The sequence below is a fragment of the Amycolatopsis sp. NPDC051716 genome, assembly GCF_040681595.1.
GTDB lineage: Bacteria > Actinomycetota > Actinomycetes > Mycobacteriales > Pseudonocardiaceae > Amycolatopsis.
In genome coordinates this window covers 187,397-202,357 of the sequence record NZ_JBFAZA010000014.1, presented here as the reverse complement: position 1 = coordinate 202,357, position 14,961 = coordinate 187,397, and the positions used below count along the sequence as shown (strand labels likewise).

The window sequence follows — 14,961 nt, the reverse complement described above, 5'->3', positions numbered from 1 at the left end:
CCGCGCCCGCCGCCACGGGTGGGGTGACCGCACTCACGAGGAAAGGTGGGCCGCGATCCGCTGTGCCGCCGCCTCCGCGGTGGCCACGCACGCCGGCAACCCGACCCCGTGCAGGGTCGCGCCGGCGATCGCCAGGCCCGGCACCTCCGCGACGGCCTTCTCGATCCGCTCGACCCGCTCGAGGTGCCCGGGACCGTACTGCGGCAGCCCGCCGCCCCACCGCGTCACCAGCGTCTCGACCGGCGCCGCCGTCACGCCGGTCAGCCGGGCGAGGTCGTCGCGGACCACGCGGACCAGCTCGACGTCGTCGAACTGCAGCGCGCCCGGCTCGCCGAACCGCCCGACCGAGCCGCGGACCAGGACCGGCCCGGTGCCGTAGTGGGCCCACTTCCGGGAGGAAAACGTGAACGCCTTCGACGCGTACGGCACGCCCGAACCGTCCCGCTCGCCCTGGCCGATCAGGATCCCCGACGCCTCGGGCAGCGCGGTGCCGGGCGGCAGCGCCAGCGCGACCACGGCCATCGACGCCAGTTCGACCTCGCCGAAGGCCGCCGAAGCCGCCGGGACAACGTCGGTGAGCAGGCGGCGGGCCGACGGCGCGGGCACCGCGAGCACCACCGCGTCGGCCTCCGCGACGTTGTCCGCGGGGGCGTGTGCGGTCGGCGCGGCGCCGATGCGTAACCGCCAGCCGGAGCCGTGCCGCGCGATTTCGCACACCGGCAGGCCGGTCCGCAGCTCGGCGCCGGAGGCGGTGGTGAGCCGGTCGATCACCGTGCCGAGGCCGCCCGGGACGGTGCCGAACACCGGCGCCGCCGACGGGTTCGCCGGCAGCTGGGCGGCGGCCGCCGCGGTCAGCGAGCCCGCGCCGGCCGCCAGCGCGGCGGCCAGGCCGGGCATGGTGGCGCGCAGGCCGAGGCCGTCGGCGCCGCCCGCGTAGACGCCGCCGAGCAGCGGGTCGACCAGCCGGTCCACCAGTTCGTCGCCGTACCGCTCGCGCAGCAGCGGCCCCAGCGGCACGTCCCCGCCCGGGAGCCGCAGCTCGGGCAGCGACGGCTCGGCCTCGACCGCCTGCCGGCCCGCCTCGGACAGCACCCCGGCCACCGACTCCGCGGCTGCGGGGACGCCCATGACCGTGCCGGGCGGCAGCCCGGTGACGGCGCCGCCCGCGTGGATCTTCGCCCGGGCCTTCGTCGGGTGGACGACGTCGAGCCCGAGCTCGCGGACCAGCGCGAGCATTTCCGGGCGGCGCACGAGGAAGGCCTCGGCGCCGACGTCGTAGGGCACGCCGGCCAGCTCGGCGGTGCGCAGCTTCCCGCCCGGCGCCGTCGTCTTCTCGAAGACGGTGATCTCGGCTTCGGGTCCGAGCAGCCGCCGCAGGCGGTACGCCGCGGTCAGCCCGGAAACGCCACCCCCGACGACCGCGACGCGCTTCACAGCTCGTGCACCAGCCCGGCCACGCGGGTCAGCACGTCGGGATCGACGCCCGGCAGCACGCCGTGGCCCAGGTTGAAGATGTGGCCGTCGGCCGCTTTGCCCTCTTCGACGATCCGCCGGACCTCGGCCGCCAGCACCGGCCAGGAAGCGTGCAGCAGCGCCGGGTCGAGGTTGCCCTGGACGATCGCCCGCCCGCCCAGGCGCCGCACGGCTTCGTCGAGCGGGATCCGCCAGTCGACGCCGACGACGTCGGCGCCCGCGTCGCGCATCGCGGCCAGGAGCTCGCCGGTGCCGACGCCGAAGTGGATCCGCGGCACGCCGTACTCCGCGACACCCGCGAGGACCTTGGCCGAGTGCGGCAGGACGAACTCGCGGTAGTCCCGCTCGGACAGCGCGCCGGCCCAGGAGTCGAACAGCTGGACCGCGTCGACGCCGGCGTCGAGCTGGGCACGCAGGAAGGTCAGGGCGATGTCGGCCAGCCGCCCGGCCAGCTCGTGCCACACCTCGGGCGAGGTGTGCATCAGCGCCTTGGTGTGCTCGTGGTTGCGACTCGGGCCGCCCTCGATGAGGTAGCTGGCCAGCGTGAACGGCGCGCCGGCGAACCCGATCAGCGGGGTCCCGCCGAGCCGCTCGACGAGCAGCCGGACGCCGTCGGCGACCTTCGAGACCTGCTCGGGCTCGAGCTCCGGCAGCGCCTTCACGGCGGCGAGGTCGCGCACCGGCGCGGCGGCCACCGGGCCGGTGCCGGGCACGATGTCGATGTCGACCCCGGCCGCCTTCAGCGGCACCACGATGTCGCTGAAGAGGATGGCCGCGTCGACGCCGTGACGGCGGACGGGCTGCAGCGTGATCTCGGCGAGCATTTCCGGGTCGAAACAGGCGTCGAGCATCGGCACGCCCTCGCGCAGCGCGCGGTACTCGGGCAGCGAGCGGCCGGCCTGGCGCATGAACCAGACGGGCGTGCGGGCCGGGCGTTCGCCGCGCGCGGCGGCCAGGAACGGGGCTTCGGGCAGCTCGCGGCGACCGGACGGGGCGGCGTGGCGCGGCAGGGGCGTGGTCTGAGACATCGCGGTCAATCGTGCCACGAGCCCGGGCGGGCCGTTCTCTCGGCGCGCCTGCGCCCGCAACAGGGCGTGCCCGCCCTAAAGTCGGTGCGTGACCGCGATGACGCCAGTGCCCGAACTCTTCCGCGAAGCAGTCGCGGCGCTGCAGTCCGTCCGGCCCCGCCCGGAGGTGCTGCTGGAGCCGATGCGCGCGCCGCAGCGGCTCGCGCCGTGGTCGTACGCGGTCAGCTGTGAAGTGTCCGGGCCCGCCGACGTGCTGGCCTCGGGACGGCTGGTCCTGCTGCACGACCCGGACGGCCAGGACGGCTGGGAGGGCGTGCTGCGCCTCGTCATGTACGTGCGTGCGGAGCTGGACCGGGAGCTGGCGACGGACCCGTTCCTCCCGGCGGTCGGCTGGTCCTGGCTGACCGACGCGCTGGAGGTGTCCGGCGCGAGCTGGAAGGCACTGGGCGGCACGGTGACGGAGACGTCGTCGGCCCGCTTCGGCGACCTCTCCGGCCCCGCCCGCACCGACGACCTGGAACTGCGGGCGTCGTGGACGCCGGCGGACCCGGACCTGCTGCCGCACGGGCAGGCCTTCTGCCAGGTGATGGCGAGCGTCGTGGGCCTGCCGCCGGTCGGGGTGACCCTCTTCGGGCAGCGCCAGGGCTCCTGACCCGGCGTCCGGGCGATCTTCGGCAACGAATCGGCAACGGCGGCCCACCGCGGGCCGTCGCGGGACCACCCTTTGTACGGATGTGAGCAAAATTCACGTCCGCTGAACACTGTTCACCCGCCGCCTGGGCGCCGAGCTGCCGCCTCGCGGCCCGGGAACCGCGGATGACCATCGGGGGACCCCTCAGGGTCGCCACCAGCTCTGAGGCCGTTTCACGTCTCCTCGTTCGTGACTCCTCGCGGTCACGCACCGCAACAAGATCAAAACGCGGGCGCGGCGGTCACGATCACCCCGCAACGGACACGGACAGTCACAGTTCCGGACGTCGGCAGGTACGCCGAGGGCCGCACAGCCGAGTTGATCAAGCCCCGGCCGGAGCCACATTCAGGGCGCCGCGGGCGCCCATCCGGACCCTCGTCACTAGGCGCACCGGCAGCTGCACGCCTCATCTGCACGGCCATTTGGCCGCCGGTAACTCCTTAGCATCGTGCTCACTGGGCTATCCGTTAGCAACCGGCCGTGTACTAGCCCGATCGTGTTACTACGAACCCACTGAGTGACTGTTCGTTTGAGATAGATACCCATTCGATCCCCCCGCAACGGCCTCAGGACGGCTACAGTGCCTTCGACGACACCACTTTCGGTCTAAAGCTGGCGCGGCTGAACGGCCGAAGGTCCCGGTGCCGGTCGGGGGGCACGACCGACTCCAGGGAGGTAGTGACGTGGCTACCGTCGGCATTTCTCAGGCCGTCCGATCCACGCCAGCCGGCGCGTTGCCGGCGAGCATGGTTCCGCACCCGCGGGAAGAGCTTTTTTCGGTACTGGTGGTCGATGACCACCCGCTGTTGAGGGAGGCAATCGCAGCAAGACTCGCACAGATGGGTGCGGGAACCGTCCACGAAGCCGCCACGGTGGCCGAGGCGAGGGCGCGAGCACAGGCCACTGGGCCTTGTGACCTGGCGATCCTCGATCTCGGACTGCCGGACGGCAGCGGCATCGAGCTGGTTACGGAACTCCGTAGCCACGGCTGGCCGCGCGTGGTCGTACTCGCATCCTCGGACGACCCGTACGCGGTCCGCTCGGCCTTCCAGGCCGGGGCCCAGGCGTACCTGCTGAAGTCCGCGTCACCGGTCGTCGTGACCGATGGCGTGCGGCGCGTGCTCGAAGGCGGCGTCTACGCCGACCCGAGCGTGGCTCCGGTGCTCGCCACCGGGACCCGCGTCGCGGGCACCGACAACACCCCGCGCGAGCTGTCCGCTCGTGAGGTGGAGGTGCTCCAGCTGGTCGCCGACGGACAGTCCAACAAGGAGATCGGCGAGGAGCTTTCGCTCTCCGCCCTCACCGTCAAGTCCCACCTCTCCCGGATCGGGCGCAAGCTCGGCACGGGCGACCGGGCACAGATGGTGGCACTGGCCATGCGAGCCGGCGTCATCCGCTGACGAAAGCACACCACCCTGCGGGGCGGGCGGACCAGGCGCGGTACGCCCGTCCCGTAGGGTCGTCAACCATGGGAAGCACTGAGGCCGAGGACACCGGGATGGAGATCGAGTCCACGGGCGGCCCTGTGCTGCTACGCGAACCAGCCGAGGGCACACCCCCGGTCATCACCGACGCCGCCGAGCTGGCCGAAGCCTGCGCCAAGCTCGCCGCGGGCACCGGCGCGGTCGCCGTCGACACCGAACGGGCGTCCGGCTACCGGTACTTCCCCAAGGCCTACCTCGTGCAGCTGCGCCGCGAAGGTTCCGGCACGGTGCTGATCGACCCGATCGCACTGGACGGCGAACTCGCCCCGCTGCGCGAAGTCCTGAATTCCCTGGAGTGGGTGCTGCACGCCGCTTCCCAGGACCTCCCCTGCCTCGCCGAGCTGGGCCTGCACCCGGCGGCGCTGTTCGACACCGAGCTGGCCGGCCGGCTGGCGGGCTACGAACGCGTCGCGCTGGGGACGCTCGTCGAGCTGCTCCTGGGGTACACCCTCGAGAAGGGCCACAGCGCGGCCGACTGGTCGAAGCGGCCGCTGCCGGTCGACTGGCTGAACTACGCCGCCCTCGACGTCGAGCTGCTCGTCCAGCTGCGCGAAAAGCTGGAAGCGGAGCTGGGCGCCCAGGGCAAGCTGGAGTGGGCGCGGCAAGAGTTCGAATTCGTGCGGACGGCCCCGCCGCCGCCCCCGCGGGCCGAGCCGTGGCGCCGGACGTCCGGCGTGCACAAGATCCGCAGCCCGCGCGGCCTCGCGGCGGTCCGCGAACTGTGGCAGGCGCGCGACGAGCTGGCCCGCAAACGCGACCGCGCACCGAGCCGGATCCTGCCGGACAGCGCGATCGTCAACGCCGTCACGGCCGACCCGAAGACGGTCGAAGAGCTGCAGGCGCTGCCGGTGTTCAGCGGCCGCGTCCAGCGCAAGTACACGGCGAGCTGGCTGCGTCACCTGCAGGCGGCCAAGGCGCTCCCCGCTTCCGAGCTGCCGTCGCCGTCCCAGCCGACGGACGGCCCGCCCCCGGTGAACCGCTGGGCGGACAAGGACCCGGACGCGGCGGCCCGCTTGTCGGCCGCCCGCGCGGCCCTGACGGCCATCGCGGAGGACCGCCGGCTCCCGGTGGAGAACCTGCTGCTGCCGGACCTGGTCCGCCGCACGTGCTGGCGCCCCCCGGCGGAAACGGACGAGGACTCGGTGGCGGAGGTCCTGCGCGCGGGCGGCGCCCGGCCGTGGCAGGTCGAGCTGACGGCGGCGGTGCTCAGCAAAGCCCTGCAAACCACCGCTTCCTGACCCTCGGCTCTCAAGCGCCCCAATAGTGGCCTTCGGTGCGTTCAACGCACCGAAGGCCGCCTTGGGTGCGTTCAACGCAACCAAGGCCACATTGGGGCGCTTGGGTCCTGTCAGTCGGTGAGCGCGGCCAGCAGGGCGTGAGCCTCGGCTCGCAGGGCGTCCGACGGCTCGGGCAGCCCCACCAGCCGGACGACGCCGTCGGCGCCTTCCCGGACGTGGGCCTCGACGTCCAGCGCCGGGTCGTCGCGGCGGATCACCGCGATGCTCTCCACCAGCCCGAACACCAGGTCCGTCCGGATCGCGACGGCCGACGGGGCCACGCCCGAAGCCGCCACCAGCCGGCCGTACGCCGCCTTCAGTGCCGCTCGCTCGATGCGGAAGCGGGCCAGGTTGGGCGAACCGACCTCGGGCAGCAGGTACAACGCGCCCAGGTTGTGCCGGGCTCCGCCCAGCAGGCCGATGTCCGCGTACGCCAGCGCCCACAACCGGACCGCCGCCGGGGCCGCGCCCGCGACGAGGCGGGCCGCCAGGGCCAGTGACGGACGGACCGTCTCGGCCAGCAGCGCCGCGAGGATGTCTTCCTTCGCCGGGAAGTGGTAGTAGAGCGACGCCTGGCGCAAGCCCGCGCGTTCGGCGATCGCTCTGGTCGTCGTGGCCGCGTACCCGGCTTCGGTGAACAACTCGCCCGCCGCGTCGAGCACCGCCTGGCGCGCGTCCGGGCGGCTCGCCGCCGCTCCGCTCGCCCGCGGCCTGCCCACTCCCGACCCTTTGCCCACGCACGTGATCTTGCCAGGTCCGCGCCCGCGACACGCGCACGGAGGCGCGGTTACGCCCGGATGTCGTCATTGACGCCGTGTCGGTCCGGGCGTTAACCGGTCTCTAACACGGCGGAGATCATCGCGTCGCGGCCGGGACTTAATTTCTGTCAAGCGATCGAAACAAGGAGCCCGCATGACCCCACCCGACGAACTCGCCGCCTTCGGTTACCGCCAAGAGCTTCGCCGGTCGCTGGGCGGGTTCTCCGCCTTCGCCGCCGGTTTCTCCTTCGTCTCCATCCTCACCACCGTCTTCCAGCTCTTCGGCTTCGGCTACACCTTCGGCGGCCCGCTCTTCTTCTGGACGTGGCCGGTCGTCCTGGCCGGCCAGCTGCTCGTCGCGCTGGTCTTCGCCGAGCTCGCCGCCCGCTACCCGCTCGCCGGATCCGTGTACCAGTGGGCGAAACAGCTCAGCAAAGGCTTCCTCGGCTGGCTCGCCGGCTGGATGATGCTGCTCGGCTGCATCGTCGCCCTCGCGGCCGCCGCGATCGCGCTGCAGGTCGTGCTGCCGTCGGTGTGGGACGGCTTCCAGTTCGTCGGCGGCGATCCGTCGGTGACGTCGCCGTCCGGCGCGGCCAACGCCGTGCTGCTCGGCACCGCGCTGCTCGTCTTCACCACCGCGGTCAACACCGGCGGGGTCCGGCTGATGGCGCGGATCAACGACGTCGGCGTCGCGGCCGAGCTCCTCGGTGTCCTCGTCCTCATCGCCGGGCTGGCGCTGTTCGCCGTCCGCGGCCCGCAGGTGGTGTTGCACGACGCCCCCGGCACCAGCGCCGGGATCGGCGGCGTGCTCGCTTCCGCACTCATGGCCGCGTACGTCCTCTACGGCTTCGACACCGCCGCTTCGGTCGCGGAAGAGACGAAGGACGCACGAAAGGCGGCTCCGCGGGCGGTGCTGCGCGCCGTGCTCGTCTCCGGCATCGGCGGCCTCGCGGTGGTCGTCACCGCGCTGATGGCCGCGCCGAGCCTCACCGACGGGCAGCTCGCCGGGCACGGCCTGCCGTACGTGATCACCGCCGTCTTCGGCGACACCCTCGGGCGGGTCTTCCTCGCCGACGTCGCCATCGCCGTCGTCGTCTGCACCCTGACCATCCAGACCGGCACCGTCCGGCTGATCTACGCGATGGCCCGCGACGGCGCGCTCCCCGCGTCCGCCCGTCTCGCCGGGGTCAGCCCGCGCACCGGGACACCGGTCGCGCCCGCGCTGCTGTCGGGCGCGCTCGCCATCGGGCTGCTGCTGCTCAACGTCGGCAACCCGACGCTGTTCAGCACGATCACCGGGACGTCCGTGGTGGTCGTTTACCTGGCCTACCTGCTGGTGACCGGGCCGCTGCTGGTGCACCGGCTGCGCGGGCGGTTCCCGGCCGAGCCGGGCCGGTTCTCCCTGGGCCGCTGGGGTGTTCCGCTGAACGGAGCAGCCGTGCTGTACGGAATCGGCATGATCGTGAACATCGGCTGGCCGCGTGCGGAGATCTACGATCTCGCCGGTTCGGGCTCCCCCTGGATGCTCTTGTTCCCGATAGAGTTCGTCGGCGGCGCACTGGTGATCGGCTGGCTCTGCTGGCTGCGGCTGCGCCCCGCTCCCGCCCTCGAACCCGCGACCTGAGAGAGGACGACCATGAGCACCACCGCGACGACCTACGGAGCGCGCGACCACGCCCGCGCCCAGGCCGGCACCGTGGTCGACACGATGCCGTCGATCCCGGCGAGCACCTGGCCGTCACCGCCGCCCGAGGTCGCCCCCGAGGCGCTGACCTGGGCCGAAACCGTGGCCGGCGGCGGGTACACGCACAAGGTGCTGGCCCGGGGCACACGGCTGCGGCTGACCGACGTCGACGGCGACGCCTGCGCACATCTGCTGCTGTTCAACGCCGAGGGGCCGTGGGAGCGGCTGAACGTCGCCGACACGGTCAAGGTGCAGTGGAACGCCTACCTGGGCGAGTCGGTGGCGCTGCTGTCGGACCAGGCGCGGGTGCTGGCCACGATCGTCGCCGACTCCAGCGGGCGGCACGACGCCCTGTGCGGGACGTCCACTGTGGACGGCAACGTCGAGCGCTACGGTGACGGCGCCCCGGAAGGCCCCTCCCCCGCCGGGCTGCCGCTGTTCACCTTGGCGGCGGCCAAGAACGGCCTGGGGCCGCGGGACCTGCCGCCGAGCCTGTCGTTCTTCCAGGGCGTGCGGGTCCAGCCCGAAGGCGGGCTGGAGTTCACCGGCTCCGCCGGCGCGGGCAAGGCCGTCGACCTCCGGATCGAAATCCCGTCGATCGTGCTGATCGCCAACGTCGCCCACCCGGTCGACCCGCGCCCGGACTACACCGTGTCGAAGCTCGAAATCCTCGCCTGGCGTGACCGGCCGTCCACTCCGGACAGTCCGGAGTGGACGCACTCACCGGAGGCACAGCGCGCGTTCGAGAACACCGCCGACTACCTCACCGCCCGGGGGATCGCATGAGCACGGCGTACGAATCACAGCTGGAAGTCAGCGTCGACGTCCCCGCGCGGGCGCCGTATTCGACGGTGCTGCAGCAGGGCCAGGAGCTGGCGATCATCGACCTCGGCGGCAACCAGGCCGTCGACTTCCTCTGCTACGACGCGAACGACACGTCGAAGCGCTACAGCGCGGCCGCGACGATCGCCGCGCAGGGCAACATCTTCCTCACCACCGGCAGTGTCCTGCGCACCCAGGAGGGCGCGCCGCTGCTGACCGTCGTCGCCGACACCTGCGGCCGCCACGACACGCTCGGCGGCGCGTGCAGCAAGGAGTCCAACAGCCTCCGCTACGGCCAGCACACCCGCCACCAGCACGCCTGCGTCGAGAACTTCCTCATCGAGGGCGCCAAGTGGGGGCTGGGCAAGCGCGACCTGGTCAGCAACGTCAACTGGTACATGAACGTGCCGGTCGAGGAAGACGGCACCCTCGGCATCGTCGACGGCATCTCGGCGCCGGGCCTGGAAGTCCGGCTGCGCGCCGAGACCGACGTGCTGGTGCTCGTCTCGAACTGCCCGCAGATCAACAACCCGTGCAACGGGTTCGACCCGACGCCGGTGCGGATGGTCGTCATCTCCCCGGGAGTCGGCGCGTGAGGCTGCTCGTCGCCAACCGCGGCGAGATCGCGGTCCGGATCCTGCGCAGCGCGAAGGAACTGGGCCTCGAGACGGTCGCGGTGTACTCCGACGCCGACCGGCTCGCCCCGCACGTGCGGCTCGCCGACCGGGCCGTCCGGCTCGGCCCGGCGCCCGCGGCGGAAAGCTACCTGCGCGCAGGCGCGATCATCGCCGCAGCGCTGGAGACCAGCTGCGACGCGATCCACCCCGGTTACGGCTTCCTGTCGGAGGACGCGGCGTTCGCGCGTGCCTGCGAAGACGCCGGGATCGCGTTCGCCGGGCCGGCCCCGGAGCACCTGGAGGTGTTCGGCAGCAAGCACACCGCGCGCGAGGCGGCGATCGCGGCGGGCGTGCCGCTGCTGGCCGGCACCGGCCTGCTGGCCGATGTGGACGAAGCGCTGGCCCGCGCGGAGGACATCGGCTACCCGGTGATGCTCAAGGCGACCGGTGGCGGGGGCGGGATCGGGATGCGCGCCTGCGCGTCACCCGACGAGCTGCGCGCCGCCTGGGACACCGTGCGCAGCGTCGCGGCCAAGAGCTTCGCCAGCTCCGGTGTCTTCCTCGAACGCCTGGTGACCCGCGCGCGGCACGTCGAGGTCCAGGTGTTCGGCGACGGCTTCGGCGAGGTCCTGGCCCTGGGCACGCGTGACTGCTCGCTGCAGCGGCGCAACCAGAAGGTCATCGAGGAGTGCCCGGCACCGGAACTGCCCGACGACGTCCGGAAGCACCTGGTGGAGTCCGCCGTCGCGCTGTGCTCGTCGGTGCGGTACCGCTCCGCGGGCACCGTCGAATACGTCTACGACCCCGAACGCGGCGAGGCGGCGTTCCTCGAGGTCAACACCCGGCTGCAGGTCGAGCACCCGGTCACCGAAGCGGTCTACGGCGTCGACCTGGTCGCCTGGATGCTGCGGCTCGCCCAGGGTGACCGCGCGATGTTCCGCGCGACGCCGGTCCCGCGCGGGCACGCCGTCGAGGCTCGCGTGTACGCCGAGGACCCAGGCGCCGGGCACCGGCCGAGCGCGGGGCTGGTCACCCGGGTCACGCTGCCCGGGGACACCCGCGTCGACACGTGGGTCGAGCCGGGCGCGACCGTCACCACGCACTACGACCCATTGCTGGCCAAGGTGGTCTGCACCGGCGCCGACCGCGCCGCGGCGCTGGCGAACCTGCGGGAAGCGCTCGCCGCGACCCGGTTCGACGGGGTGCAGACCAACCTCGGACAGCTGCGGGCGGCGGCCGCCGCCACGGCGTTCGGCACCGCCACCCACGATACGTCCACTTTGGACCACGTCGAGGACGCCGAGCCGCGGATCGACGTCCTGCGCGGCGGGACGATGACGACCGTGCAGGACTGGCCGGGCCGCACCGGGTTCTGGGCCGTCGGGGTGCCGCCGAGCGGCCCGATGGACGACCTTTCGCTGCGGCTGGGCAACCTCGCGCTCGGCAACCCGGAGGGCGCGCCCGGCCTGGAGTGCACCGTGGACGGCGTCGCACTGCGGTTCTCGCACGCCACCGAGGTGTGCGTCGCCGGCGCACCGACGACCGTGCTGGTCGACGGCACCGAGGTTCCGTTGTGGACCCCCGTCGAGGTGCCGGCGGGCGCGACGCTGGACGTCCGGGCGTGCACGGCCGGGCTGCGCAGCTACGTCCTGGTGCGCGGCGGCATCGACGTGCCGGCGTTCCTCGGCAGCGCGGCGACGTTCACGCTGGGGAAGTTCGGCGGGCACGGCGGCCGCGCGCTGGCCGCCGGGGACGTCCTGCGTCCCGGGCCGGCCCCGGCGGACCCGGTCGTCGGACCGGTCGCTCCGGCCGAACGCCCGGCCTTCGCTCCGCAGTGGACGATCGGTGCGCTCGAAGGACCGCACGCGGCCCCGGAGTTCTTCACCCCGGACGACGTCGACACGTTCTACGCCACGGACTGGCAGGTGCACTTCAACTCGGCGCGCACCGGTGTCCGGCTCGTCGGGCCGCGGCCCGAATGGTCCCGCGCGGACGGCGGCGAGGCGGGCCTGCACCCGTCGAACATCCACGACACGCCGTACGCGATCGGTGCCGTCGACTACACCGGCGACCTGCCGATCCTGCTCGGCCCGGACGGGCCGAGCCTGGGCGGGTTCGTCTGCCCGGCCACGGTCGCCACCGGCGAGCGGTGGAAGCTCGGGCAGCTGCGCCCGGGCGACACCGTGCGGTTCGTGCCGATCGGCACCGACCACGCGGCGGCGCTGCGCACGCGGCCGGCGTCGGCGGTCGCCCCGAGCCGGCCCGCGCGCGACGACGGCGGTGTCCTCGCCCGGCTGTCCTCTTCGGACGGTATGGGATCTTCGGGCGAGCCGTCGGTCACCTACCGCCGCAGCGGCGACGACAACCTGCTCGTCGAGTACGGCGAGATGAAGCTCGACCTCGCGCTGCGGATGCGGGTGCACGCGCTGGCCGAGCGGCTGGCGGCCGAAGGCGTGCCGGGGATCGTGGACCTGACGCCGGGCATCCGGTCGCTGCAGGTGCACGTCGACCCGGACGCGCTGCCGGTCGGCAAGGCGCTCGGGCTGGTGCGCGAGCTGGAGCGGGACCTCCCGCCGACGCACGACCTGGTGGTGCCGAGCCGCAGCGTCCGGCTGCCGCTTTCGTGGGACGACCCCGCGACGCGCGAGGCGATCGAGCGGTACATGACCGGCGTCCGCGACGACGCGCCGTGGTGCCCGTGGAACATCGAGTTCATCCGGCGCGTCAACGGACTGTCCAGTGTGGATGACGTGTACCGGACGGTGTTCGACGCGGAGTACCTGGTGCTCGGCCTCGGCGACGTCTACCTCGGGGCGCCGGTGGCGACGCCGCTGGACCCGCGCCACCGCCTGGTGACGACGAAGTACAACCCGGCGCGGACGTGGACGGCGGAGAACTCCGTCGGCATCGGCGGCGCCTACCTGTGCATCTACGGCATGGAGGGCCCGGGCGGCTACCAGTTCGTCGGGCGGACGGTCCAGGTGTGGAACAGCTGGCGCGGCGGGGACCAGCCGTGGAACCTGCGGTTCTTCGACCGGATCTCCTGGTACCCCGTGTCGGCCGAGGAACTGCTGGACCTGCGGGCGCAGAGCGCGTCCGGCACGCTGGAACTCGACACCACCGAGGGCTCCTTCGCCCTGGCGGACTACCAGGAGTTCCTGGCGGACAACGCCGAGAGCATCGCCGGCTTCCGGGCGACGCAGGCGGCGGCGTTCGAGGCGGAGCGGCAGGCATGGGCGGCGGCGGGCGAGTTCGACCCGAAACCGGAGCCGGTCACCCGGCCACCGGCGCGGGTCGAGGCCCCGCCGGGCGGCCACGTCGTCGAGGCGCCGTTCGCGGCGACGGTGTGGCGGGTCGACGTCACCGCGGGCGAACGCGTCGAGGACGCGCAGTCGCTGGTGACGCTGGAAGCGATGAAGACGGAGGCGCGGATCCCCGCGCCGGCGAGCGGTGAGGTGGTCGAAGTGCTCGTGTCCCCCGGTGACCAGGTGGCGCCCGGAACGCCGCTGGTGGTGCTGGCATGAGCCTCGAGGAGCGGGTGCGGGCCGCGTACCGGCGGATCGAGCAGGTGGACCGGCCGGAGATCTGGATCGACCTGCGGCCGGAAGCCGACGTCCTGGCCGAAGCCGCCGCGCTGACGGAACGCGGGCTGCCGCTCTACGGCAAGCTCGTCGCCGTCAAGGGCAATATCGACGTCGCCGGGCTGCCGACGACGGCGGGCTGCCCGGACTACGCGTACAAGCCGGAAGCCGACGCGCCGGTGGTCGCGCGGCTGCGGGCGGCCGGGGCGCTCGTGCTCGGCACGACGAACCTGGACCAGTTCGCGACCGGCCTGGTCGGGACCCGCAGTCCGTACGGCGCGGTGCGCAACGCCGTGGACCCGGCGTACATCTCGGGTGGATCCAGCTCGGGCTCGGCGGTGGCCGTCGCGCTGGGGATCGTGGACCTCGCGCTGGGCACCGACACCGCCGGATCCGGGCGGGTACCGGCGGCCTTCAACGGGATCGCCGGGCTCAAACCGACCCCGGGCCTGCTGCCCACCGAAGGAGTCGTCCCGGCCTGCGCGAGCATCGACTGCGTGTCGCTGTTCGCGCGGACGGTCGAAGAAGCGTCGTTCGCGTTCACCTGTCTCGCCGAACCCGCCCAAGTCCACCCGGGACGGTTCCGGCTCGGCGTCCCCGCCCCGGACCAGCTGGGCCCGCTGGCTCCCGGCTGGGCGGAGGCGTTCGAAGCCGCCGTCGCGGACTACGCCGCAGCGGGCGCCGAAGTGACCACTGTGGACATCTCGGCGTTCCTGGAGGCGGCGCGGCTGTTGTACGGCGGCGCGTTCGTCGCCGAGCGGTACACCGCGGTCGGCGCGTTCATCGACGCCCACCCGGACGCCGTCGACCCGGTCGTGCGCTCGATCATCGCGCCGGCCGGGGACATCCGGGCGCACCGGCTGTTCGCCGACCAGGCCGCCCTGGCGGACCTGCGGGCCGAGGCACTGGCCGCGCTGGCCGGCGTCGACGCACTGCTGGTGCCGACCACGACCGAGCACCCGACGATCGCCGAAGTCGCCGCCGACCCGGTCGCGGTCAACGCCCGGCTGGGCCGGTTCACCAACTCGACGAACCTGTTCGGGCTGGCGGCCCTCGCCGTCCCGGCGGGCTCGGTGGCCGGGCGGCCGTTCGGCGTGATGTTCCTCGGCGCCCCGCACGCCGACCTGAAGCTGGCGGCCCTGGCGGGCTTGCGGCGTGCGCGGGTCCCGATCGTGGTGGTCGGCGCGCACCTGCGCGGCCAGCCGCTGAACCACGAGCTGACCTCGCGCGGCGGCCGGTTCGTGTCCGCGGTGTCGACGGCGGCTTCGTACCGGTTGTACGCACTGGACACGGTGCCGCCGAAGCCCGGCCTGGTGCGAGTCGCGTCCGGCGGTGTTTCGCTGGCCGCGGAGCTCTGGGAGCTGCCAGTCGCGGGGTTCGGCGAGTTCGTCGCCGGCATCCCGGCCCCGCTCGCCATCGGCAAGCTGGAGCTGGCGGACGGGAGGTCGGTGCCCGGCTTCCTGTGCGAACCGGCGGCCACGGAGGGCGCGGCGGACATCTCGGCGAAGGGCGGCTGGCTGGCGCACCTCGGCGTCCGGTAGCCGGG

Annotated in this window: 11 protein-coding genes; 8 read left to right on the top strand and 3 right to left on the bottom strand. The window is 73.2% G+C overall.

The features are described 5' to 3' along the window. Positions 1-33: 33 nt before the first annotated feature. Both hemG and hemE read right to left on the bottom strand, forming a co-directional pair. Complete coding sequence (gene hemG / locus AB0M30_RS21255; protein ID WP_364585947.1) at positions 34-1,434, bottom strand: protoporphyrinogen oxidase; 1,401 nt, start codon at positions 1,432-1,434, stop codon at positions 34-36. After that, positions 1,431-2,501 carry a uroporphyrinogen decarboxylase gene (gene hemE, locus AB0M30_RS21250; RefSeq protein WP_364585945.1) on the bottom strand — a complete coding sequence of 357 codons (1,071 nt, stop codon included), beginning with the start codon at positions 2,499-2,501 and terminating at the stop codon, positions 1,431-1,433. Before hemE ends, hemG begins: the two co-directional genes overlap by 4 nt. An 88-nt stretch (positions 2,502-2,589) precedes the next feature. On the opposite strand from hemE, the gene AB0M30_RS21245 reads away from it, so the two are divergent. The 3 genes from AB0M30_RS21245 (at position 2,590) to AB0M30_RS21235 (ending at position 5,914) form a co-directional block, all read left to right on the top strand. Next, complete coding sequence (locus tag AB0M30_RS21245) at positions 2,590-3,153, top strand: DUF3000 domain-containing protein (protein WP_360180637.1); 564 nt, start codon at positions 2,590-2,592, stop codon at positions 3,151-3,153. A 722-nt stretch (positions 3,154-3,875) separates the two neighbouring features. Continuing rightward, entirely contained in the window at positions 3,876-4,592 is a 717-nt protein-coding gene (locus AB0M30_RS21240; RefSeq protein ID WP_033261886.1) for a response regulator transcription factor, read from the top strand. Positions 4,593-4,690: 98 nt separating this feature from the next. Next, on the top strand, positions 4,691-5,914 hold the full coding sequence (locus AB0M30_RS21235; RefSeq protein ID WP_103339485.1) for a ribonuclease D: 1,224 nt from the start codon (positions 4,691-4,693) through the stop codon (positions 5,912-5,914). Positions 5,915-6,024: 110 nt separating this feature from the next. On the opposite strand, the gene AB0M30_RS21230 is transcribed toward AB0M30_RS21235, so the two are convergent. Then, a complete protein-coding gene (locus AB0M30_RS21230) occupies positions 6,025-6,672 on the bottom strand; it encodes a helix-turn-helix domain-containing protein (RefSeq protein ID WP_364585943.1) in 648 nt (215 codons plus the stop codon). Between the two features lie 193 nt (positions 6,673-6,865). Here AB0M30_RS21230 and AB0M30_RS21225 point away from each other — a divergent pair, with 193 nt between their 5' ends. From AB0M30_RS21225 to AB0M30_RS21205, 5 genes are read left to right on the top strand one after another with little or no spacing between them, the layout of a single operon-like run. Next, the gene (locus AB0M30_RS21225; RefSeq protein ID WP_364585941.1) at positions 6,866-8,335 is read left to right on the top strand and encodes an amino acid permease; all 1,470 of its coding nucleotides are present in this window, start codon (positions 6,866-6,868) and stop codon (positions 8,333-8,335) included. Between the two features lie 12 nt (positions 8,336-8,347). After that, entirely contained in the window at positions 8,348-9,181 is an 834-nt protein-coding gene (locus AB0M30_RS21220; RefSeq protein ID WP_364585939.1) for an urea amidolyase associated protein UAAP1, read from the top strand. After that, complete coding sequence (locus AB0M30_RS21215) at positions 9,178-9,813, top strand: urea amidolyase associated protein UAAP2 (RefSeq protein ID WP_285989903.1); 636 nt, start codon at positions 9,178-9,180, stop codon at positions 9,811-9,813. The genes AB0M30_RS21220 and AB0M30_RS21215 overlap by 4 nt, the downstream gene beginning before the upstream one ends. Continuing rightward, positions 9,810-13,358 carry an urea carboxylase gene (uca, locus tag AB0M30_RS21210; protein ID WP_364585937.1) on the top strand — a complete coding sequence of 1,183 codons (3,549 nt, stop codon included), beginning with the start codon at positions 9,810-9,812 and terminating at the stop codon, positions 13,356-13,358. Before AB0M30_RS21215 ends, uca begins: the two co-directional genes overlap by 4 nt. Next, entirely contained in the window at positions 13,355-14,956 is a 1,602-nt protein-coding gene (locus AB0M30_RS21205) for an allophanate hydrolase (RefSeq protein WP_364585935.1), read from the top strand. The genes uca and AB0M30_RS21205 overlap by 4 nt, the downstream gene beginning before the upstream one ends. Positions 14,957-14,961: the final 5 nt, after the last annotated feature.

What these genes read in the sequence shown, in the direction of transcription:
- hemE (WP_364585945.1), bottom strand. Translation starts at nt 2,501, where the DNA reads ATGTCTCAGACCACGCCCCTGCCGCGCCACGCCGCCCCGTCCGGTCGC.
- AB0M30_RS21235 (WP_103339485.1), top strand. Translation starts at nt 4,691, where the DNA reads ATGGAGATCGAGTCCACGGGCGGCCCTGTGCTGCTACGCGAACCAGCC.
- AB0M30_RS21225 (WP_364585941.1), top strand. Translation starts at nt 6,866, where the DNA reads ATGACCCCACCCGACGAACTCGCCGCCTTCGGTTACCGCCAAGAGCTT.
- AB0M30_RS21220 (WP_364585939.1), top strand. Translation starts at nt 8,348, where the DNA reads ATGAGCACCACCGCGACGACCTACGGAGCGCGCGACCACGCCCGCGCC.
- AB0M30_RS21215 (WP_285989903.1), top strand. Translation starts at nt 9,178, where the DNA reads ATGAGCACGGCGTACGAATCACAGCTGGAAGTCAGCGTCGACGTCCCC.
- AB0M30_RS21205 (WP_364585935.1), top strand. Translation starts at nt 13,355, where the DNA reads ATGAGCCTCGAGGAGCGGGTGCGGGCCGCGTACCGGCGGATCGAGCAG.